Source organism: Flavobacteriaceae bacterium HL-DH10 (genome assembly GCA_031826515.1).
In the GTDB taxonomy this organism is placed as follows: Bacteria; Bacteroidota; Bacteroidia; order Flavobacteriales; family Flavobacteriaceae; genus Thalassobellus; species Thalassobellus suaedae.
The window spans coordinates 3,091,563-3,115,153 of the sequence record CP134536.1; the positions used below are offsets into that span (position 1 = coordinate 3,091,563).

At 33.1% G+C, this 23,591-nt stretch carries 15 protein-coding genes and 1 pseudogene; all 16 read right to left on the reverse strand.

Features of this window, described 5'->3' with window-relative positions; genetic code table 11:
* Positions 1-10: 10 nt before the first annotated feature.
* The 16 genes and pseudogenes from RHP49_13260 to RHP49_13335 all read right to left on the reverse strand — a co-directional run bounded on the left by RHP49_13260 (position 11) and on the right by RHP49_13335 (position 23,576).
* Complete coding sequence (locus RHP49_13260) at positions 11-1,966, reverse strand: glycoside hydrolase family 97 protein (protein WNH11863.1); 1,956 nt, start codon at positions 1,964-1,966, stop codon at positions 11-13.
* Positions 1,967-2,104: 138 nt separating this feature from the next.
* Positions 2,105-2,272: a hypothetical protein gene (locus RHP49_13265; protein ID WNH11864.1), complete on the reverse strand. Its 168-nt coding sequence runs from the start codon at positions 2,270-2,272 to the stop codon at positions 2,105-2,107.
* A 275-nt stretch (positions 2,273-2,547) separates the two neighbouring features.
* Positions 2,548-2,808, reverse strand: a complete 261-nt coding sequence (locus RHP49_13270) for a hypothetical protein (protein ID WNH11865.1) — start codon at positions 2,806-2,808, stop codon at positions 2,548-2,550.
* A 69-nt stretch (positions 2,809-2,877) separates the two neighbouring features.
* A complete protein-coding gene (locus tag RHP49_13275; GenBank protein ID WNH11866.1) occupies positions 2,878-3,231 on the reverse strand; it encodes a hypothetical protein in 354 nt (117 codons plus the stop codon).
* Positions 3,194-3,517, reverse strand: coding sequence for a DUF5695 domain-containing protein (locus RHP49_13280; GenBank protein WNH11867.1), 324 nt, complete (start codon positions 3,515-3,517; stop codon positions 3,194-3,196). Before RHP49_13280 ends, RHP49_13275 begins: the two co-directional genes overlap by 38 nt.
* A gap of 357 nt (positions 3,518-3,874) precedes the next feature.
* A pseudogene (gene tnpA, locus RHP49_13285) lies at positions 3,875-4,196 on the reverse strand (IS200/IS605 family transposase).
* Between the two features lie 822 nt (positions 4,197-5,018).
* Positions 5,019-7,166 (reverse strand): family 43 glycosylhydrolase, encoded by a 2,148-nt coding sequence (locus RHP49_13290; protein WNH11868.1) that lies wholly within the window; start codon positions 7,164-7,166, stop codon positions 5,019-5,021.
* 152 nt (positions 7,167-7,318) lie between these two features.
* Positions 7,319-8,278 (reverse strand): ornithine cyclodeaminase family protein, encoded by a 960-nt coding sequence (locus RHP49_13295; protein WNH11869.1) that lies wholly within the window; start codon positions 8,276-8,278, stop codon positions 7,319-7,321.
* An 87-nt stretch (positions 8,279-8,365) separates the two neighbouring features.
* Positions 8,366-11,053: a DUF5695 domain-containing protein gene (locus RHP49_13300; protein ID WNH11870.1), complete on the reverse strand. Its 2,688-nt coding sequence runs from the start codon at positions 11,051-11,053 to the stop codon at positions 8,366-8,368.
* Positions 11,054-11,062: 9 nt separating this feature from the next.
* The gene (locus tag RHP49_13305) at positions 11,063-12,769 is read right to left on the reverse strand and encodes a DUF885 family protein (GenBank protein WNH11871.1); all 1,707 of its coding nucleotides are present in this window, start codon (positions 12,767-12,769) and stop codon (positions 11,063-11,065) included.
* Between the two features lie 29 nt (positions 12,770-12,798).
* Complete coding sequence (locus RHP49_13310) at positions 12,799-15,858, reverse strand: glycoside hydrolase family 127 protein (protein ID WNH11872.1); 3,060 nt, start codon at positions 15,856-15,858, stop codon at positions 12,799-12,801.
* A 50-nt stretch (positions 15,859-15,908) separates the two neighbouring features.
* Positions 15,909-18,161, reverse strand: coding sequence for a DPP IV N-terminal domain-containing protein (locus RHP49_13315; protein WNH11873.1), 2,253 nt, complete (start codon positions 18,159-18,161; stop codon positions 15,909-15,911).
* A 206-nt stretch (positions 18,162-18,367) separates the two neighbouring features.
* Positions 18,368-19,588: a Xaa-Pro peptidase family protein gene (locus tag RHP49_13320; GenBank protein WNH11874.1), complete on the reverse strand. Its 1,221-nt coding sequence runs from the start codon at positions 19,586-19,588 to the stop codon at positions 18,368-18,370.
* Positions 19,589-19,652: 64 nt separating this feature from the next.
* Entirely contained in the window at positions 19,653-20,897 is a 1,245-nt protein-coding gene (locus RHP49_13325; GenBank protein ID WNH11875.1) for an FAD-dependent oxidoreductase, read from the reverse strand.
* A 109-nt stretch (positions 20,898-21,006) separates the two neighbouring features.
* Positions 21,007-22,014, reverse strand: a complete 1,008-nt coding sequence (locus tag RHP49_13330; protein WNH11876.1) for a 4-hydroxyproline epimerase — start codon at positions 22,012-22,014, stop codon at positions 21,007-21,009.
* Positions 22,015-22,046: 32 nt separating this feature from the next.
* On the reverse strand, positions 22,047-23,576 hold the full coding sequence (locus RHP49_13335) for an aldehyde dehydrogenase (NADP(+)) (GenBank protein ID WNH11877.1): 1,530 nt from the start codon (positions 23,574-23,576) through the stop codon (positions 22,047-22,049).
* Positions 23,577-23,591: the final 15 nt, after the last annotated feature.

Sequence of the window (23,591 nt, forward strand, 5' to 3'; positions counted from 1 at the left end):
TCATATTCAATTATTCTTTGGTGATTATAGCGCTCCATCCGCCACCTGATGCGATGTTTGCAGTCGCCTTTGTGCTTTTGGTAACATGTAATGTTTCTATTTTATAATCTTGAGCAAACATATCTACATTTATACCATCTCTATATACTTCCATGTTATAAGAGCCTTCACCCAAAAAGCTCAAATTAAGGGGTAACGATCTGGCATTGGAATCTGTCATTCCTCCAATGTACCAAGTATCTTCTTTCCTTCTGGCTACAACTATATAATTGCCCACAGAGCCATGAAGCACTTTAGTTTCATCCCAAGTAGTTGGAATTTTAGTTATGAAGTCTACTGTTTCTTGCTCTTTATAATAGGTTGATGGCGATTCACACATCATTTGTAATGGTGCTTCATAAACGACGTACATAGCGACTTGATGCGCCCGTGTACCTAAACTCATGGGGCGATCGAAACTGATGGCATAATTTTTAGTTTGTTTGTTTATCATTGCGCCTGGTGTAAAATCCATAGGGCCTGCTGCCATACGAATAAATGGAATGGTTACATTATGTTCGGGTGTAATATCTTCGCTCCATTTATTATTTTCATTGCCTCTTACTCCTTCGTAATTGACTACATTTGGATACATGCGTCGTAACCCAGAAGGTTTAAATGCTCCATGGAAATCTACCAATAACTGAAGTTTAGCACACTCTTTTGCTATTTGCTCGTAAGAGTTTACCATATATTGGTCGTTACGTTGCATATAATCAATTTTGATACCTTTAGCCCCCCACCTTTTATAGGTTTCAAGAATTTCTAAAAGGTTTTCATCAAGTGGTTTCCAAAGTACCCAAAGTATGATACCAACATTTTTTTCGTTACCATACCTAATTAATTCATTTATATCCATTTCTGGATTAAAGTGCAAAATATCTGTAGTAGATTTTGTCCATCCTTCATCTAAGATTATATACTCGATGTTATTTTTTGAAGCAAAATCTATATAGTACTTGTAAGTATCATCGTTTAGACCTGCTTTAAAATCTACTCCGTAAATATTGTTGGCATTATACCAATCCCAAGCAACTTTTCCTGGCTTAATCCAACTAGTATTTTTTATAACAGTTGGTTTAGCCAATTGATAGGTTAAATTGCTTTCTATCAAAGTGCGATCGTCATCACTTATAATAAATACACGCCAAGGATATACTCTCTTTCCTGTTGTTTGGGCAATATAATCCGCCTCTTTTGTAATGGTTTGAACACGATCAGATTTTCCATTTTTATCAACAGCTTCTAATACATATTTTGGAAATATAGCATTCATGGTAGTGCTGGCATTTCCTTTTAAAAATAAGCCTGGATAATCAATAAGTGCAGTTTCAGTAAATAAAACCTTAGCCTTATTTGTAATAAATAATACAGGAAGACTGCAAAATTCGTTAGTTAAAATTTCTGGTAAGGATTTATCTAAATACAAACGTTCATTATGGGAATACATGGATTCTTCTTGCGGAAACAAAGATTTAGTGCCTTTAGGAAAGGTAAGTGATATATTTTCTGAAACAACTTGGCGTCTTGCATGCGCTTCATCAATAAACTGATAGGCAACCCCATCGTTATAAGCTCGAAAGTTGAGTTTATAATGACCTCGATATGTTATTGAAATTTCGGTATAGTCATCTTTTATTTTAGAATCTTTATGGGCAACTACAGGATGTATAGTTTCAGAAACACTTTTAATGGTATGTTTTTTTACTTTTGGATTTGTTCCGAAATCTGTATTGGACGTAAAATCCATACCAGCTTCAGCCTTTTCTATAATAACGTTACCGTTTAGAGAGGCAGACCATATAATATTATCTGAATTATCAATGCTTATTCGTATGTTGCCATCTGGAGATTTGATTTCATAATTTTGAGAGTGTGCTTGGCAAATGATAAAAAAAATAGATATATAGGATAGTGTTTTTTTCATTTTTAGTCTTTAGTTAAATGTAATGCTTATGAATATTTTTAGTTTATATAAATCAGGATTATTTAATTTTTAAAAATAATTCATTTTAAAAATAATTATCAGGTAATTGTTCACCTTGTTTTGTTGTTTATTACCCATTTACTGCTTTAAACTTATAATATGTTGCTTATTACTAATTGGAAGTATAAATGTTTTTGTGTTTTCTAGCTTGTTTTCGTCGGGGTTTAACTTTCTATCATCAATAAAAACCTGCCATTTACTTTTTGAGAAAAGCGTCATTTTAGTATTATGATTAAAAATGGGCATTATTTTCAATTGTTAATATGATTTCGTTTTTTGTTTTAGAGTAGGTGATAGGTCTATCTTTTTTAAAACTATCCCGATTAATAGTTATTCCTGTTTTTTGTTTATTGGAAACCACCCAGAATGCATTCAAAACTCCATCTTTTGGTAAAATAGAAAACGTGTTATTTTTTAATGTATGGGTTTCTCCATAAGTAAACCAACTAAAAATGGGATCTTCTGCTAAAATGGTTGCAGCAGTTCTAAAAATAGCACCATTTCCTAAATCGGCTTCACCATCATAATGTCAAGAGCCTCTTGGGTTCATTCTGTTCTTGAGCCAGATTCCGCCATTTTTTTACTGACTGAATGCTCAATCCATGGCGCCATTGTTTTCTTTTCCTGAAAACCAATAACCATAAGTTAGAGGCTTCTATTCCAGTATTTATTAAAGTGTAAGAGCTTAGGTAAGAGGCATAGCCTAATTGTAGCCAATCGCAAGGAGTTTCAGAGAAATTTAATGCATAATCTAAAATACTCCAACCTCCCATTCTAGCCATATAGCTTAAAGTATCATCTGAACCTAAAGAATAACAGGAGTTATTAATCTATCCTCTTACTGCTAAGCCTTATGAATGCTGACGTTCCATAAATAATTTACTATCTTTCATAGTTGCTTTTGGATGTGAATACCATTTTCTTAATTTAACGTCATACCAAAGGTTTGAGTCTGGCTTCATTGAAGTTTCTTTATCGTTAGGAATAAATACATTTTTTGCTGCTAAAAAGGGAGCCTTACACAATGCTGGGTCGTCACTTGCTAAAACGTAACCCCACCAATTATCGAAACCATCTGTATTATCTAGATCTCTAAGTTCTTTAGCATCCATATCCCAAACCGAATACAAACCATTATACCATTTTATAGAATTGGTATGCTGTTGTTTATATACAATAAACTGGCTTCGTTTTTTTATTGCCATTATAATAGATGGACAACATGTTTTCTCCTAATTTTTTAAAGTTTACTTCGTAAATTTCAGTATCAGTATTGTTTGATTTTAAATATTTTGTTTCAGTGAATTCAGGATATTCAACGATTATAAAGTCTATCTTGTTTTTTGAACGCAAAGCGAATTTGGCTGTTAAATCTTGCGGTATTGTCATTCCAGGAACTATCCTTGTATCAAAAAGATGGTTTTTATATAGGATGTCCCGCATCTCATTATAACTATTAGCCCATTCTATTCTAAAGCCATATTCGGCCATATCGCCATTTGTTCCGTTCGGATTTAGTTATAATGTTGTATTGTCCAATTTCCAACTTCCCAATTTTTATTTGCTTGCGGCAAGTGCAGAATGAATAAATACATTACCTGTTTCATTAAAATATTCAAGTTTTGTTTCTGGTTTACTCATAACTATTAAGTATGGAGCTTCACCTGAGGGCCTTGTAAAATAAATAAACCACTATGGACTTCCAGTCCATAGTTTTTAACAAAAGAATGAAATTCTTTCTTAACATTACTCTAATATCCAGTTGCCTTTTTCCGTATTGGGCTTATCCTTGTGATGCTCAAGATATTCTTGAACCATCTCATCTGTTATCTGACCTGTACTCTATATCCAACAGCCCAAAAAGACGATCCAATACTGTTTATTTAACTTCGGAAACTCTTGTTGTAAAAGACGAGAGGAACGACCTTTTAATTTCTTTACCAACACTTACACTCATTTATGGTGGGTACTCAACGTGCATATGAATATGGTCTTTACTCACAACACCCTTTAAAATATGGACATCATTAGAATTACATATCTGTATCAACAAATCTCGACAGCGATTTTCAATATCTCCCTGTAAAACGGAATAACGATATTTTGTTACCCAAACTGAATGACAACTTAAATTACTTATCGAATGTGAATTCTTGCGGTAGTTTGACATACAACAAAACTAAAACATTTATAGAAACTAAAGTAACTGCAATGAAATTGCAGGGTTTTAACCTTTAACTTGATAATAAACGAGCCATTTTCTGCTATATGTTGGTGTTTTACAAAACCTTATTCAAAAACATAGTTTGGGTCTTCGCCACTTGGTTTTTTCCAAGGGAGCGGGATAGATAAACTTCCAATGTTCATTGGGAATTTGCTAATATTTTGAATTTTTATATTTCAATCGATGCCACCATTTTTTTACCGAAAATGAACGCTCCATCTTTATAGGCATGCCTTTTAGAAAATCAGTATAAACAGTATTTTTACCATTTTGAGTTACTGTTGTTTTATAGGTGTACAAATCTATCCAGCCTCCATAAACAATTTCATATTGTACTTCAGCCTTGCCCCAAACAGATCCGGAGTTAACAATATTCGCATGGTGTAAATCCTTAGGTGAATAAATTTTACTGATACTATCCTGATTTAGTTCAACAATAATATTAGAATCTTTTATAGTATAAATGCTTGTATTTTGACTATTTAAGTTTTTACTGCTAACTATAAAAAATACTTTTTGATGTGTAATTCATGATTATTGTTTTATTTAAAGAGGATAAGATTATTACTCAGTTCATTTTGAAATATTAGCTGTATGATGGAAATTAAGTTAGAATTACAATTTAAGCATGTATTTGTAAGTTTAAGCCTTTATTGTTACCTGAAAATTTGTGTAAATTATTTTTGTTTTTGTAGAGTAAAAGAAAAGTCCTCTGTATTAGAGGAATTTTTCATGACAAGACAAATAATTATTGAATAGAAATATTCTTTAGTTTTTTTTAGGAGAGGTTGCTTTCATGAGATTTTTTAACTCATTTTCGTTTAGAGCATAGTCATACATTTTTAGTGAAGATATATATCCCGAATAATTTTCACCAATATCTGAGGCACCAATAATTATTTTAGCATTATCAATAGCAGAGGAGAGGAGCATGTTTTGGGAATTATCTAAAACACCATCAACATAAATTTTCTCTACAACACCATCAAACGTTAAAACAATATGATGCCATTTATTAGCTTCGGGTACGTTGTTGTATTTCATGTCAAAATGACCATCTAAATGTGGTGCAGCACCGTAATGTCCACTATTATAAGCAAAAGCATTATATGAATTGGCTAACCTATATTTATATCTGTTACACCAAGAAGCTAGAATCTCACCTTCATTTGAAACCTCTGGATTTTTCACCCAAGTTGCCATAGAGTATGAACCATTCCATGCTAATTGTTCAGGAACTGGTTTATTTAACACTAAAGAGCCTTTAGTAAATTTAAAAGCTTCAATACCTTCATCATCTGTATCAATTGTTACATCTCCTTTTATAGAAAAAACACCACCTATAGACCCTTTGTTTTCAATGACTGCATTCGATTTATCTTTTGAAATCCCTTCTAAATTTAAATCAATCAACATATCATTTTTACTTCTAATAGCTGGTTTAATTTTAGACTTTTTATTTTTGAGTTGTAAAGGAATATCAAACAACGAGCTATAAACTTTTATATTCCAAACAGCAGCGTATAATCCTGATTTTTCTGTTCCTGAAATGGTTAACTTAATATAACGTGCATTTACGTTATTGTCATCAATCATAGGACTTCCAGAGGTTTGATCATTGGATTTATTCGAATACATTTCCCAGGTTTTCCCATCTTCAGAATATTCTAAAGTATATTGGTAATAATAACTAGCAAATTCAAATTGCGTCATGACTCTGGCTACTTCTTGCACAGAACCTAAATCGATCGTTAAATTTTGTGGTAGTGAATTATCGCCTGCTTTCCACATGGTTGCATTATTATTATCGATAGCAAATTCAGACATATAATTATAATCGTATTCTAGTGATTTTAAATGATAAGAAGAAGATGCGGTTACCCTAGTATTATACGCAATATTTTCTGGCACTTTAGAATTTACAATATTTTCGATGCCTTTCATGGTTGGCACAACGGTTTTTATGGTAGAATCGTTTTCAAAAATCATTTTGTCAATACACACTTGTCTTGACAGTCCACCGCGTGTCATTGGGTAATCGTGCTTATGGTATACGATGTAATAATCGTCACCATCCTGCAAAACCGAGTGATGTCCAGGACCGTGTGTTGTTTTATCTTCATTAGTACTTAAAATAGGATTATTTTCTCCTGGAGTAAATGGTCCATAAGGGCTATCTGCATATGAGTACATAACTTTATACGTTTCGTCATGACAAGACTCTCCCGAATACATAAAAATATATTTATCTCCTTTTTTCATCAAATATGCTGCCTCAAAAGAATTTGGAGTTTGTTCTAAAGGAATATTGGTGGAATTCACCATGTCTTTCATGGTATTTGTATCTAATTCACCAACCGCATAACCGCCATTGTAATGTACCCAAGTACCCCAATAACCATATACTTTCCCATCGGTATCAGTAAAAAATTGAGCATCTAATGAAGGAAAACCATCTCTTGGATATCCGTTTGGAATAACGGGCTTATCATTTTCGTCTAACTTTGTCCAAGGTCCCACGGGAGTATCAGACACATAGCCATATATGTTACAACCAATTTCACAGTTGCCGAAGTATAAATAATATTTACCATCCTTTCCCTTTACAATATCTGGAGCCCAGAAATTTGTAATAGGCATATTTGTAAAAGAAGGAATCTCCATCGTATAATTATACCAATTTTGTAAATCGTTACTATACCAGACAGTAGGAGCTCCTGAAGCTAACATTTCATTATCTGTAGTGGCATAGATATAATAGATATCCCCAAACTTTTTAATAGTTGGGTCTGCATAATAACCAGGTAGAATAGGGTTACTTGAAAAATTAGGCAAACTATCTGATACTTTTTCTTTACAACTTGTAAACAAATATGTGGTAATAAAGAAGATGAAAAACACTGATTTTTTAAGCATCGTATTTATATGTTTTTTTAAAATTTTAGAACTATACTTAATTGGTTTTTAAGCACAAAACACCCCTATTAACAAATATAAAATACTATTATTTTAATCGGTGTTAATTATTACCTCATATATTGTAAATATTAGCTTTTCGCTTTTTCGAATTACTTTTGAAATAATTTATAGAAGTATGAAGCTGCGACCAAATCTTCTAAAGCATGACCTACAGACTTAAACAATGTAATTTCAGAATCAGAAGTTCGACCAGATTTTATGTTACTACATAATTCGAACAAATCTGCTTTAATAGTTTCTTTAGATAAAATCCCTTTTGATAATGGTATGGCTATATCTCCACTTTCTTTTAATCCGCCTTGGTAGGTATCTAAAAAAACATTCGATTTTTTTATAGCTTCATCATCGGCTTCTCTAGTATCTTTTTTATAAGCACCTACTAAATCGACATGCTGGCCTTTTTTTAACCATTTACCTAAAACTAAAGGGGTAGGAGATAAGGTTGCAGAAGAAATAATAGCTACTTCAGAAATTTTATCTTCTATATGGTCAATGGCAATACATTTAAACGCTTCATTTTTTAAATTATCACAAATTTTCTGAGATTTTTCTAATGTACGTCCCCAAACATACACTGTTTTAATAGGTCGAACAGAAGTATGGGCTTTAATTAGATTGATTGATAATGCCCCCGTTCCAATCATTAACATCGAGGATGCATCTTTTCTAGAAAGAAAGCTACTAGCTAGTGCTGATGCAGCTGCGGTTCTTTTTGCTGTTAGCGATTTTGCTTCTAAAATGGCTTTAATAAATCCTTTATGCCCGTCTAAATAAATATACATACCTTGTATTGCTGGCAAATTATATATTCCATTATTGGGACTTACAGTTGCAATTTTTACTCCTAAGTCATTTCCAGGATTAAAAGCAGGCATCAATAACAACGTAGAATCTTTTTCTTCTTTAGGGTTCGAAAAATCGTGGTGATGGCGCATTGGAACCTCAATGTCAGCATTTGAAAAACCTATTTTAAGTGCCTCTATTAATCCAATAAAATCACAGTTCTCATTTATGAAATCATCTGTTATGTAAGGAATTGTTGTGTTCATGTAAAATGAATTTAAAAATAAACCCCAAGGAAATTAAATGGTCTTGGGGTTAAAGGTTAAATATAAAAACCAAATAATGAATAGTTTTTACAACTTAATAGTCATACTGTTTTTTTGTAATGGAATTTCAAAAGCGCCTCTAACTTTTGCAAATGGAAGCTCTAAATCATTATTCGATCTTAAATAGGCTTTTGGTGTAAACTTATCTGCGCTATTTAAAGTGATTTCTACAGTATCTGTTTTTGTATTATAGGTTACTTTTTCGAATGTTCCTGCATCTAATGTTAGCCAAAGTTTTTTAGAAGCTATATATACTTTAGATTTTGCAGCTGTTGTTATATTAACCTCAACAACTTCTTTTTTAGTATTTAAATTTCCTCCAAAAGCTACCCAACCTAAATTTTCATCATTTACAATATAAGTTGATGTATTAACAGCATAACCATAAAACCCAGAACCATAGTCTCCAGACAAGTAGTCTATTCTAAGCTCCGTAGGGTATGAGTGAAACGCTGCGGAACCAAAACCATCTTGTGTAATATTAGAAATACCACCTAAAAGCCCTCCATAACCCACTTTTAATAAATAAAAATCATTTGTTTTCCTGTATTGTTTAAGTACAGGAATGGCATTTAAGGATGAGCCATAGTGGTGAATTTGTCGTTCTACTCTCGATAGTTTTCCGCCATATAAAAAATCCCAATATCTGCGCGCATTTCCATTGTATGCCCAATGTGGCATGGTTGGCATATATGCTAAAATGGCATTAAGTGTTATATTGGCTTTCCAATGATATCCAAAATAATCAGACCACATATATACTTCTTCTTGTCCTGTTGAATCCCAAGGCATTTCACTACCAAAAGGGTAATCTAAAGCTTTCCAATGATCTGCTCTTTCTTTCATTCTAGCTTCTAAATCTGAAGCCATTTCTGTATAATTCTCTGTTTTTAAATCTTTTAAAATATATAAAAACACGGATCCTTCCATTTGGCCAAACTGCGCATAATAAGGAGCTTGGTCTACCATCGCAATAGTCGTGTGATAAGCTTGTTTCAAATACCAATCCCAAGTTCTATTATCAACTAGACCTTCGTGATATCTTGCCAAACGGTACATAGTCCAATAAGCTGCAGCTACGTGCGGATAATTATAAGACCTTCCTGGATCATTAGCATGTTTATGATCCCAAGCTGTCCACGATTTATAGTTTTCATCATCACTATAAGTTCCTTTAGGCAATGAATCTGGCTCATAGTAAAAAACACTTTTTTTAACACCATATTTGTTTTTTCCTTCTTTGTATTGAATAACTCCCCAAAGTGTACTATCTACAAACTGTTCTAGTTTTTTTATTTCTTCTTTATCTGGTTGAATCAACTGCTTCATAATAGCAGCTAACCAACTACCAGCACCACCTTCATCACTTAAACCGCTAATCCAAGATCTACTATCTTTTGTTACTTGTTTTTTTGTTTCGTAATCGTAGCTTATTACAGATGGATTTCTTTGAAATGGATCGTTAGGCTCATCAAACCATTGTTTTGTAGTTAAGAAATGACCAAAATCTTTTATTACTTCGGTTTCTGGTTTGATAACCTTATAATTTATGGTTTGTTTTACTCCATTTTCGTAATTAATGGTTAGTCTAGCACGTCCCCATTTTTTACCATGAACTTTATATTTCTTTAGCCCTTTATCTGTTAAGCCTTCCTCTTTTATTTTAAGGGCATCTTTAGGTTCTACTTCAAAAGAACTCACATTACTTTTGTAATTTAAAAATAATTGAGACTCAATGTCTAATGGAAGTACATAACCTGGTATACTTGTCGCCACAGGTTGTTCTTCTTTTACAAGCGTATTTTGAATAGCTTTAATACCTTCAGAAAGGACAAACCTTAAAGAAAAATCTTTAGATTCATTTGGTTTTAAAATTAATGATGTTGGCGTATTCCATTCGTTAACTCCTTTCCACTCATTATCACCATAAGCTTTACTATATACCATCCATTCGTGAAATCCTTCAAAAACGATACTTCTAGGAGTCGGGTCGTCTAATAACGGGCGATACGCTTCAAAAGCCATGTTTTTTTGAGGTAAAACTAAAAGTGATGGACCTCGACCACTCAGTCTTTTTACTTCTAAATATCCTGCATCCATACCGATATAAGGATCGAAAAATACATTTTGAGCATGTGTTTCGTTTAATGATTTTCCTTCTAAAATATTATTGAAAATCATAGGAATTCCTAAAGCGCCGATTTCGATGTTATTTGCCGATTTATTTATTATTTCAAATCGTAATACCAATTTGTCATTATCAATTTCGTAAAAACGTTTAATTGTGACAGGAATATCGTTAGGTAAGGTGTTTGCCAAATCGGCTCCAGCAACGATAGTTCCAAATGGTTCTATAGGTGTCACTGCAGACCGTTTAGCAGCTGTTGAGTAACTTTTCCAATCCCTATCAATTTCTTTAATTCTTAAATTGATATCACCTAAGTGATACAAACCATCTTTATCTCTAATTTCTAATCGGTCACTAGGCGTAAAGTCAAAATTTAAATCTTTAATAGGTTTTAGTCCAGCAACGGTTTGAGAAGCCTTAACTAATTTTAATTGAAAATCTGGTGTGTTAAATTTTTGATAAACATCAGCAATGCCTAATGTTGGCTCTTTTTCTTCAATTCTGCTCCAATAACCTTGAGCTTGAATAGAGCTTGTTGCTATTAAAAATAATACAATATAATAGCTGTGTTTTATTTTCTTATTCATTATATTTTTCTATTTAAATTCTGTTGAGAATTTCCAATTCGTTTTATAATTTTTATTTAATGGTAAGTCCTGTAATAAGCTTCTTAATAACTCAATAGGCATCATGTTTTCTTTTAAAACACGATCATGAAATTGTTTCTCGGTCCAACCTTTTGCTAACATTTCATTTCGCAAAGCATAAAATTGTAAACCACCTGTCATATATGCCATTTGGTACAATGGTGGTGTATAACTTGTCGCAAATGAACGTCTAACTTCAGCTTCTGCATTAGCATATTCGTGTCCCACTTCATCTACTAACATATCAATACATTCTTGAGGAGTCATCTCTCCTAAATGATATTTTAATGAAAAAACAATACGGGCACATCTATGAATTCTCCAAAATAACATCCCTAGTTTTTGTTCTGGTGTTTTAGGGAATTCTTTGTTCCATAAATTTATTTCCCAGTATAAAGCCCATCCTTCCATCCAAAATGGTGTATCGAATGTTTTACGATAGCTTTTATTACGTGCGTTCATGAAAAACTGAAGGTTGTGTCCAGGTAATAATTCGTGTTGGACTGTGGCTCTTGAGAAATTAGGATTATTACCACGCATGCTCATCATCTTATCATCTTCACTCATATCTTGTGTAGGGTAGGAGATGCTTATTTCCCAACCACCCGTAAAGAAAGGGTTCACTTTTTGGCGTTCTGGAGTCATCATAATCATACCCCAAGTTTCTTTAGCCATTTCTGGGAAAGTAATTAAATCTCTTTCTTCAATAAAGTCAACAGATTGATTGTATAGGTCCGTAATGACTTGAGGTTGTTCTCCAACAGGTACATAGGTGTCTTTAACGTGTTCTAAAGCTGCTTTCCAGTTGGTTCCGTAACCTAATTCCTTTGAAGCTTTTATCATTTCTTCTTTACACCAGTCAAACTGCTTTTTTGCAGTTTTTATCATATCTTCTGGCGTATAAGGAATATATTCAAAATTTAAACTTTCAATAAGTGCTTCTCTCCCTATAGGTCTTCCAACAATTCCGCTACCGTCATCTTTAATGCTAGATTTAGAGTAATTGTCTTTAAGTGAATCGGCATATTCTTTTAATTTACTTGATAAATTTTCATAAGGTTTTTCTACCCACCACGTAAAATCGGGATCGTAGCCGTAATAAAAAGAATAGGCTTCTTTTAGCGCTTTGTTAAAAGATTTAATAACTTTAGAAGCCTTTTCAGCCATTAACCAGTTTTCAAAAGGTTTTTCATTACTTTCTTTAATTTGCTTTTCTAAAGTTTTACTTGCCTTGTGTAATATGGTTCCTAGGGCTTGTGCTTTTGGTTTTTTACCACGTCTTCTTTCTATTAAAAACGGATAAATTTCTTTAGTGAAATCTGCAACATAAGCAACTTCCTTAAAAGCTTTGTAATCTATATTTAAAAAGTAGCTTTCTTTTGCGATTAGATTTTTTAAAAGCAAATAGTCTACCTTTTCTTGTTGCGTCAAATTTTCAAAATCGATAGCTTCGATTTTTTCATCCCAGATTTTATATAAGGTTGTAAATCGTTGATAATATTCTTCAGATTCTTTATTATTATAGAACGTATTTAAAGCACGTTTATCTGCTGAAAACGTGTTTACTAGGTCTATTAAATTACTTTGGGCAGTTACTACCATAGATAAAAGAAAAATGATTAAAAAATAATATGATTTTAAAGTTTTATAGTTCATTGTTTTTAGTTTTTTTGTTATAATAAGAACTATTTTAAGTTGACATTAAGATAAACTGAATGACGTCCGTATGTTTCATAAAAGGGTTTAAAAACAGCATCATCTATAGTAAACTCTAACTTTTTAGGATCTCCTTTTATGGATTTACTAAGGTCTTTAACGTCAAAGGTTACTTTGCGCCAATCTTTTCTAGCTTCAGGTTCTTGAGCCGCTAATAAAATAGGTCCGTAAAATAAACTGGCAATATTTTCTTGATCCATAACTGATTCTAAATGAAATTGAAATGGCATAGTTAATTCAATAGTATCTCCACTTTTCCACTTACGGCATAAAGTGAAATAGCTTCCTGGTTTGGCATCCACTTTTTTGTTTTTTCCATTTATTTTCATAAAAAAGCCTTTGGTTGCCCAATGTGGTACACGCACGTTAATATCAAATTTCCCTTTTCCTTTGATGGTTAAAAGTGTATGATCTTCTTTTGGAAAAGCAGTTGATTGCTCTATTATAACATTTTTTTCTGTCCAGTTTAAAGTAGATGGTACATAAAGATTTACATACAAACTATTATTATCAGTACTTTTAAAATAAATGGAATTCTGAAGTTTTGTGCTACTCTCAAGTGCCGTGCCATTACAACAAGTAAAACCTTTCATATCTGGATTGCCAAAGTGTTTCATAGATCCAGGTCTTAATGGCACATGATACGTGTTTGCTGGACTATCTTCTGCAACAGAAGCAAGAATATGGTTGTATAAACCACGTTCGTAATAATCCATTAACTCTGCACGAGGATCAAATAGAAACAGATTTCTTGATAGCTTTAACATGTTGTATGTTGCACAAGTTTCATTTTGTCCTCCAGACGACAAACCATTTTTGTAAATGGTTGCTGGTTGTGCTATAAAACATTCTGCATTCGCTGGATTTCTTGCACCTGCAACACCACCAATACTGTACATATAATCGTTAACCGTTTTATACCAAAAATTATCGGCAATATGGTAATATTCTGAAGCATCAGAATCGCGGTATGTTTCTAGCGCTCCCATAATTTGAGGAATATGTTGGTTGGCATGCAATCCGCGGAAAGTATCTACGTTTTTAGCTAAACCGTGTGAATGATTCGCATCACCATAAAACATTTTGATATTATCAAATAACTGAGCGGTTTCAAAATAACGTTGCTCATTTGTTATCCTGTACAATCTAGCCATAGCCTCATTCATACCACCAAATTCTCCGGCAATGTAACTGTTCCACATACTAATAAGTGTTTCTGTTGGCAACTTACTAAGTCTAGCATGCACCCAGCTTCCCATACCTTTTGCTACTTCTAAAGCTTTTTCGTTTCCACTTATTTCGTATATATCCATTAATCCAGCAAGTATTTTATGCAACGTATAATAAGGTGCCCAAATTTGAGTTTTCTGTCCCCCATAATTTGCACCATTTTCTAGCATGATGAATTGATCTGGTGGATAAGCGCTAATAAATCCTTCTCCCCAATTCCAGTAATCTGTTCTTATACCATCTTCACTTAAATCGGAATCAAAACCAGTTCTATTCGCTCCCGGCGGTACTGCTGTTGGATCTGAAACAAAAGTGCCACCGGCTTCTTTAGGTTTTCCGGACATTTGTGATAATTTGTATAACACATCGACCATATAAGTCATTTTATCATCAAAAATTTTCTGAAGTTTCTTGTCGTAACCTGTACTTGCGTATGCTTGTGCAATAGCCGTTAAATAATGCCCTGTGGCATGACCACGTAATTTTGTTTCTTGTGTATCCCAAACCCCCAAAGCAGATGCGTTTTTAGGTTGTTTTTCTCCAAAAGCGTTACGAAACATATATAAGAAATCGTCTGGATTCGTTTCAGAAAGCGTTGTTACGAACTTATCACGGTTCTCAATAAATTTTGTGTTGTGCCCATGAAGATCAGATTTTAATGCTACTTGATCTAAATTAAAAACTTCTAATTTTCTGTTAGGTGTTTTAGATTCATTGGCATCTACAACTGTAACAAATGCCTTTGGTTTAAAGTCTGTACCAGATACACGTCCTGTTACAACATATTGCCCTGTTTTAAGTACATCTCTATTGTCGGTTGGAGCTGGCCAAATAATACGCACTTCTGGACCTTCAACCTCCGTTTTATATTCCCCTTTTACATAACGCGGAAGCCTAGGTAAATTTCCAATAACTGTTTCTACTTCAATATTTGGAACACTTGTTAAAAATTGGTTGTAAAGCTGAGAATTGCTTCTAGAGAATTTAGGTAAATCATCTACTGGACCTTTTGTTTCATTTACAACTGTTTCCGTAATTCCTAAAGCATTACGGTAAATTCCACCTATTTGCTTTTCAGTCAACGGTATTCTATATATTCTGAAATCAAATAAATTAGCATCAAGGAAAGTATGATTAGAACCCAATGATTTTCCTATATATAGTGCGTTTTTTTTCTTAGACTTATTGTTAAATAATTTCTCTAAATCTAATTCTACATTTTTAGTTTCGCTTACTTGTTTACCATTTACATACGAGCTTATCGTTTTAGATGGAATATCCATTACTAACACTAAATGATTCCATTTATTAGCCTCTAATGCAGTAGCTGTTGTTTTGTAATTTTTTCCAGATTCAGTAATAATCTCAGCTATATTTTCTTTTTTATTTTTGATGCCTAGCGGAGCAACAAACACATGTGAATTGTTGTTTTTTCCAAAGTCGAATACATATTGGCCTGTTTCTGTTGATCGCAAGTAAACCCAAGTAGAAATACTCAAAGATTCTTCTCCTGTAACTGCGCCTGCAGGAATAGAAACATATGCTTTATTGTTTCCTGATAAAGAAATTACTTTTCCAAATTTTTCATCATCTACGAATTTAATTTTAGAGGCATCAACACTACCATGAAGATTATTTCTAGACCAGTCTTTTACATCACCAGCAAATACATAGCGTGCAATTAATCCGGTTTCTCCAATACCATCCAAAATTTGATCACCGCTTTGTGCCGTTACATTTGTTGTACACAAGGCATAAAAACTAAGTGTTAAACAAACTAATGACTTATAGTTTTTCATAATTAAATTACTTTTCTTCATATTGTAAACCTATGATTTATACTTTTATTTTATTGTTTGTATGTAGTATCCCAAGAAGGTGGTGTTATATTTAAAAGATGTTTTACAAAAAAGTCTTTTCTTTTACGTTCTCCATAATCGCCACCAGCAGAATGTGCCATTCCCGGTACGGTTACTAATTCAAAATCTTTATTCGCTTTTATTAAAGCATTAGCAAACTGCATTGTTGAAGCAGGATCAACATTATCATCTACTTCTCCTAAAATTAGCATTAAATTTCCTCCTAACTGGGCTGCATTTTCTACATTAGAGCAGGCTTCATAATGTGGTCCAATAGGATAGCCCATAAACTGTTCGTTCCACCACATTTTATCCATTCTATTGTCATGACATCCACATGAAGCTACAGCTACATCGTAAAAATCTGAATTAAAAACCAAAGCAGCACCTGCATTTTGACCTCCAGCAGAAGTTCCGTGTATACCTACTTTATCTACATTCATATACGGGTATTTTTTTGCAGCAGCTTTCATCCAAAGTTTTCTGTCAGGAAAACCACCGTCTTTTAAATTTTGCCAGCAAACATCATGAAATGCTTTAGATCTGTTTGAAGTTCCCATACCGTCTATTTGAACGACAATAAAACCTAACTCTGCTAACGATGTCATTGACCAGTAATAAGGTCGAAAATCTTTAGGTACAAACGAATCGTGGGGTCCTGCATAAATATACTCAATAATTGGGTAGCTGCGGTTTGGATCGAATGTTGTTGGTCTTACAATAATGCCCCAAATATCTGTTTCACCATCTCTACCTTTTGCTGTAAAAACCTCTGGAGCTTTCCAACCCTGTTTGATTAGTTCGGAATCATCACCTTTTTGAATTTCTAATAATTTATTGGCGCCGTCTGTAGTTTTTAAAAGTGTTGTTGCAGGCTTATCTACCCTAGAGTATTGGTCTACGAAATACTTATAATCTTTAGAAAAAGTTACTTTGTGATTACCATTTTCTGAAGTAAGACGTTTAAAATTTTTACCATCAAAATCTATTTTGCAATAATGTATAAAATAGGGGTCTTGATTTCTATCTAATCCGCTGGCTGTAAAATAAATTTCTTTATTTTTTTCATCTACATGGATCACTTTTCTAACAACCCATTTTCCTTTAGTTAGTTGCTTCTTTACTGTGCCATCTCCATTATATAAGTAAACATGATTCCAACCATCACGCTCTGAAGTCCAAACAATTTGTTTGCCATCTTCAATATCATATCTAAATTTTTTACTACTATAGTCAATAAATGTCTTGCTTGTTTCATTTATTAAAACACTTAATTTACCAGTTTCTGCATTAACATTAATAACCTTATAAGCTTGGTGTCCTCGTTGATTATACTCAAAAGTAAAAGCTCTGCTATCTGCTCTCCAATCTATTCTAGAAATAGCATATTGGCTACTAAATTCATCTGTTGGAATTTTTATATGTTCTTTCGAATCAATTAAGAATAATTGAGGACTTTTAAAAGGTAGTTCGTCTCCGGGTTTTAAATAATCTCGTGTTTGTAATTTTGGCTGAAGTTGGTCTTTCGGACTAGACTCTATAAAGTAAATTTTATGATCTTCACCAGGTTTTACTTTATAAGCCATAATTTTTTTGCTATCGGGAGACCATTTTATATAAGTTGAATAGTAATTTCCCTTTGTACCATCATAACTCAATTGAGTTTCGGCATTCGTTTTAATATCTTTTATATAAAGATTTGAATTCTTTATGTAAGCAATTTTAGATGCATCTGGAGAAGGCACATTTTTATTTTTAGTTTCATCAAAAAAATCGCCCCAATATCTAGAGTCTCTATCTTTTTTTTCCTTGATTGTATCTAAAATAGTTAAATCGTAAGTGTCTAAATTACAAGACAACTGTAGGTTTTTAAAGTTGAAATTAAGATTATTACTTTCTGAATCTAACTTTAAGTTTTTAATATTTATATTGTTGTAATTTACTGTTTCATTTGTCTTTTTAGTTAAAACCTCTGCTAGTTTTTTATGATTAAAAACTGGTTTTTGTTGTTTCGTTTCGGCATTTACAAATAAATATTCCTTTCCTTCTTTTGAATTATTTACATACCATAATTCGTTAGTAGACACCCAGTAGAATGTTGATGGTGTATTAAAAACTTTATCTCTAAATAAAGAATCTACGGCAATCGCTTTTTTATATTCTTTCAAAGTACCTTGACTGTGCATTGAAATACAACAAAAAAACGTTACAAAGACACTTGTTTTTAGGGTTACCTTTTTCATAGTTCGATTTATTTATTTATAAAAATAAATATTATGATTAAACAGGTCTAGCCTAAAGTTATCTAAAAGTAGTACTATATTAGCCTTAACATAAAGTTAATAGTCGAATTTGTGTGATTTTAATACAAAAGCCTATACCAAATTATATCAAAACGAAAAACGCTTAACATCTGTAAGAAAAAGTTTTCTCATTAACTTAGTTAGAATTAACCTTTAATACCAAATGGATTTTCAATAGAATAGGCTGGTTGCGTAAACCATTTTGGTCCGTCTGTAGTCATATAAATGTGATCTTCTAATCGAATACCAAATTGATTTGGAACACAAATCATAGGCTCGACACTATAACACATTCCAGATTTTAAAATAGTTTCGTTTCCTTTTAGAATATATGGATATTCGTGAATATCTAAACCAATGCCGTGGCCAGTTCTGTGTGGACATCCTGGAAGGTTGTAATCTGGACCAAGACCGTGAGACGTTATTGTGTTTCTGGCAGCAACATCTACTATTCCACAAGTATTTCCTGATTTTGAAGCATTAAAGGCTGCTATTTGAGCTTCTTTTTCGATATTCCAAATCTTGCGCTGGTAATCAGTAGCTTCTCCAAAAACATAGGTTCTTGTAAGATCTGAAATATAATCGTGAACCGAACAACCTGTGTCTACCAAAACAATATCATTCATTTCTAAAGGTTTTGGTGTTTTTACACCATGAGGAAATGAGCTGTCTATACCAAATAAAACAATACAGAAATAAGAACCCGAAACCACTCCATAACGTTTGTGAGCTTCATGTATAAAATCTTCCACTTCTTTAGCAGTAATACCAACTCTTAATATTCTAGCTGTTGCTTTATGAACTTCTAATGTGATGTCCATTAAGGATTGCATAATAGAAATTTCAGCTTCAGATTTAATCATTCTACATGCTGAAATGATAGATTTAGCATTGCTTATGGTTAACGTTTCTGACGCATTTAATATACCTTCATAAATGAAAAAAGGAGTGCTCTCATCAATTAAAACTTCACCTTCTGAAATACCTTCAGATTTAAGAATATTGTTAAATAATGTAAACGGACTTTCATGTTCTTCCCAACAATGAATTGGTCCTTCCATCATCATAAAATCTCTAATAGTACCTTTTTCAAAATTAGGAGCTATATAATGTATTGCACCAGTTGATAATAAAATGGCTCCAACCATTCGTTCGCTAGAATGCCAATGTGTTCCTGTAAAATAGAGTAAATTCGTTCCAGCATTTAAATAAATTGCTTTTACGTTTTGAGCTACCATAAGCTCACAAGCTTTGATAATTCTATTTTTATATTCTGTCTTCTGGATAGGTTTTATTAAATGCGCCGTAGGTTTTATGGCATTTAATTCTGCTTCAATGGTTGAACCTCCTATTCCGAATTTATTCATACTTTTTGTGTTTTTCTTTTATATTTTGAAGTAATTAATTATAAAGATAATATTTGTTTATAATTTATTTAAAACGTTCTGGCGATAATGGATTTAAATTAACCGAAGCTTTTTTGTTTTCAATTAATTCTGTAACAAGTTTTCCTGTAATTGGGCCTAAACTCCAACCCATCATAGCATGTCCAGCAGCAATAGTTAAGTTATTGTACTTACTTGTTTTCCCAATAAACGGCACGCCATCTGGAGAAACAGGTCGTAATCCAGAAGTAGCATTAGCTCGTTCTTCTTCGTTAATTTCAATGTTTTTGTAATATTTTTTAGCGGCATTAGCTAAGGCTTCAACACGTTCTTTTTTAACTAATGTGTTATTTCCTGAGAACTCCATAGTACCAGCAAAACGCGTAAATCCATCCATTGGTGTAATGGCAGCTTTTGCCTCTAATAAAATGGTTGGTATGGTAATGCCTGTTGGTCTGTGCACGTCCATACTATAGCCTTTACCGCCTTGAATAGGCACTTTTAAATTTAATTTTGAAGCTAAAGCTGAAGTCCAACTTCCACTTGCCAATACGAAATCGTCTGCTTCGAAGGTATCGGTTTGTGTTGTTACAGACACAATTTGATTGTTTTTTATAGTAAAGTCTTTTACTTCTTGATTGATTTTAAAAGTAACGCCATTATTTTTTAACCACGTTTTTAGTGTTATCATAAAATGATTAGGCGTCATGTGCGAATCACATTTATAATGAGCTGCTCCAATAACATGATCTGATAAAACAGGTTGAATTTTTTGCAATTCTTCTTTGTTTAACATGGTAACATCTAATCCTTCTTTTAAAGCCCGATGTGCTATTTCATGTTCTTCTGCTTCACTTTTAGTATTGCTAAATGCCATTAAAACACCTTTTTTTTCATAATAAAAATTAAAGTCTAAAGAGGCTAACATTTCTTCAAATAAATGCTGACTTTTTAAGTTAAGTTCTTTTAAAACTGGAATCGATTTTTCAACATTTAGTTTAGTTGTCGATTTTTTAAAGAGCCATACCCATTTAAAGAAATCAAGATCTAATCTAGGTTTAATATAAAATGGACTTGAGCTATTAAACATCCATTTTATACCTTGTGTAATAATTCCTGGTGCAGCGAGTGGTATAAAATGACTCGGAGTTAAATAACCGGCATTAATAAATGATGCTCCTGTTGAAATATCGCTTTGATCTAATACTGTTACTGCATGACCTTCTTTTGCCAAGTAATAGGCACTACACAATCCTGAAATTCCACCACCAATAATAATTACTTTTTTCATTAGTTTTAAAATGTATTTTGTTTAAAAAATAAAATGCGCCAGTAAAATCTATTTTAAATTTGATTTTTTTCTGTGCGCATCTTTAGTTTTTGTTATTTGTTTTTAATTATCAGATTACTTGAAATCCATGTGCGTAAGGATCATCATCGTCTATAATTATATTATTATATCCAGTTACTTGCGCCCAGCCTTGTATGCTAGGTATGATGGCTTTTTTATCTGCAAGTGTAGTTTCTTGTTCTACTTTACCAATAAATTTACTCCCAATAAAGCTTTCGTGAATAAATGTTTCTCCTAATTTTAATTTCCCTTTAGCATGTAATTGTGCTATACGAGCCGAAGTGCCTGTGCCGCAAGGGGAACGATCTATAGCTTTGTCACCATAGAAAACAGCATTTCTTCCTGAGGAACTTGGGTCAATAGGATTACCTGTCCAAAGCATGTGGCTTACATCTCTAATCGTATCATTTTCTGGGTGAATAAACATATTAGGGTACTTAGCATTGATGAGATCTCTAATTATTTGAGAATACTGTATAATTTTACTGGCCGTAAAATCATGTATACCACTGAAGTTTTTTTGAGGATCTACAATTGCATAATAATTACCTCCATAAGCAACATCAAAGGTTAATTCTCCAAGTTCGGGACAATCTATGGTTAAGTTTTCTGCCGCTAAATACGATTTTACATTTACCAATTTGACCCAATCTACTTTTTTTCCCGTTTGTTGGTATTCAATTTCAACAAGTCCTGCAGGTGCTTCCATTTTAATGTACCCTGGAAATTTTGGAGTTACTAATCCTTCTTCTATAGCAATAGTAATCGTGCCAATGGTTCCATGGCCACACATAGGTAAACATCCTGAAGTTTCAATAAAAAGTATAGCAAAATCATTTTTAGGATCGTGAGGTGGAAATAAAATACTACCACTCATCATATCATGGCCACGAGGTTCAAACATTAAACCTTTACGAATCCAATCGAATTCTTTTAGGAAATGTTGACGCTTTTCACTCATAGTATTACCTATAAGATTTGGACCTCCACCAGCTATAACACGAACAGGATTTCCGCATGTGTGAGCATCTACACAAAAAAATGTTTTTCTTGCCATATAGTATTCATGACTTTTTTAAAGTCTTAAAATTAATTGTTTTTTAATGACTCAGGAAGCAATTCTGTTGGGAATGATTGATAACTTACCGGTCTAACCCATCTGTATATCGCATCTACACCTACAGATGTAAATTTAGAATCAGATGAAGCAGGGTATGGACCACCATGATGCATAGAAGGACAAACTTCTACACCAGTAGGAACCCCATTAAAAATAATTCTTCCAACACGATTTGTTAACGCATCAACAATATCGGTCAGATTTTCAATGTCTTCTTTTTCTGCAATGATAGTTCCTGTTAACTGTCCTTCAAGAGCTTCAATAATTGCAACTAATTGGTCTTCGTCTTTACTTTTTACCACCAATGAAAATGGACCAAAAACTTCTTGATGAATTTTAGGATTAGCTAAGAAATTCGCACCAGAAACACTTGCTATTGCAGAAGCTACAAAGTTGTTTTTTAACTCACCTTCAATTTTAGCAACAGTTTTAACACCTTCTTGAGACGTTACACTCGCTTCATTTTTATTGTAACCTGCTTTGATGTTAGGATGCAACATGCATTGTGGTTCTATAGCAACTGTTTTGTTTGCTAAATCTTGAATGAAGTCTTCTGTTTTGTCGTTTTCTGTAGTTATTATTAAACCAGGATTGGTACAAAATTGTCCCGTTCCAACAGTTATAGACCCTGCATAGGTAGATGCAATAGCTTCACCGCGATTAGCGATAGCTAAAGGTGTAATAATCACAGGGTTTATGCTACCCATTTCGGCGTAAACAGGAATAGGTTCTTCACGTTTGGAAGCTAAATTAAAAATAGCTCTACCGGCATTAATACTTCCAGTAAAACCTACTGCCTTAACTTTTGAATGATTTACTAGTGCAGAGCCAACAATAGGTCCACGACCAGAAAGATGTGAAAATACGCCGTTAGGCATACCAGTTTTTTCTGCTGCTTTTATAATGGCAGACGCTACTAATTCTGATGTTCCAGAGTGCATTTCATGCGCTTTTACAATAACAGGACATCCTGCAGCTAAAGCACTAGCAGTATCTCCTCCAGCTGTTGAAAATGCGAAAGGGAAATTACTAGCTCCGAAGACTACAACCGGACCTAAAGGCGTTACCGTTTTACGTAAGTCGTCTTTAGGCAAAGGTTGTCTATCTGGTATGGCAGCATCAAACTTGTTGCCCTTCCAGTCTTCATTTGAGACTAAATCGGCAAACGATTTTAATTGCATAATGGTTCTACCACGTTCACCTAAAGCTCTTCCTTCGGGAAGCCCAGACTCAGTGGTGTAGGCATTTATTAATTCTTGATCTAAAACTAAAATTTCATTGGCTATAGCATTTAAGAATGCTGCTTTTTGTACTCCAGAAACTTTTCTAAATACTTTGAAAGCCTCAGAAGCTAATTGGGCTGCTTCTTCAATTTCTTCAAAAGTTGCTTCAATAAATTCGGTCGTATTTTCAATATTTAGTTTAGGGTTAATAGTTTTGTGACTAATCGTCCCCAAAGCACTCAGTTTATTTCCAATATAATTTTTGCCTGTAATCATTGTTTTTATATGTTT

Coding starts and splice junctions, on each gene's coding strand:
- RHP49_13260 (WNH11863.1), bottom strand. CDS start 1,966: ATGAAAAAAACACTATCCTATATATCTATTTTTTTTATCATTTGCCAA.
- RHP49_13265 (WNH11864.1), bottom strand. CDS start 2,272: ATGCCCATTTTTAATCATAATACTAAAATGACGCTTTTCTCAAAAAGT.
- RHP49_13270 (WNH11865.1), bottom strand. CDS start 2,808: ATGGCTAGAATGGGAGGTTGGAGTATTTTAGATTATGCATTAAATTTC.
- RHP49_13275 (WNH11866.1), bottom strand. CDS start 3,231: ATGGCAATAAAAAAACGAAGCCAGTTTATTGTATATAAACAACAGCAT.
- RHP49_13280 (WNH11867.1), bottom strand. CDS start 3,517: ATGGCCGAATATGGCTTTAGAATAGAATGGGCTAATAGTTATAATGAG.
- RHP49_13290 (WNH11868.1), bottom strand. CDS start 7,166: ATGCTTAAAAAATCAGTGTTTTTCATCTTCTTTATTACCACATATTTG.
- RHP49_13295 (WNH11869.1), bottom strand. CDS start 8,278: ATGAACACAACAATTCCTTACATAACAGATGATTTCATAAATGAGAAC.
- RHP49_13300 (WNH11870.1), bottom strand. CDS start 11,053: ATGAATAAGAAAATAAAACACAGCTATTATATTGTATTATTTTTAATA.
- RHP49_13305 (WNH11871.1), bottom strand. CDS start 12,769: ATGAACTATAAAACTTTAAAATCATATTATTTTTTAATCATTTTTCTT.
- RHP49_13310 (WNH11872.1), bottom strand. CDS start 15,858: ATGAAAAACTATAAGTCATTAGTTTGTTTAACACTTAGTTTTTATGCC.
- RHP49_13315 (WNH11873.1), bottom strand. CDS start 18,161: ATGAAAAAGGTAACCCTAAAAACAAGTGTCTTTGTAACGTTTTTTTGT.
- RHP49_13320 (WNH11874.1), bottom strand. CDS start 19,588: ATGAATAAATTCGGAATAGGAGGTTCAACCATTGAAGCAGAATTAAAT.
- RHP49_13325 (WNH11875.1), bottom strand. CDS start 20,897: ATGAAAAAAGTAATTATTATTGGTGGTGGAATTTCAGGATTGTGTAGT.
- RHP49_13330 (WNH11876.1), bottom strand. CDS start 22,014: ATGGCAAGAAAAACATTTTTTTGTGTAGATGCTCACACATGCGGAAAT.
- RHP49_13335 (WNH11877.1), bottom strand. CDS start 23,576: ATGATTACAGGCAAAAATTATATTGGAAATAAACTGAGTGCTTTGGGG.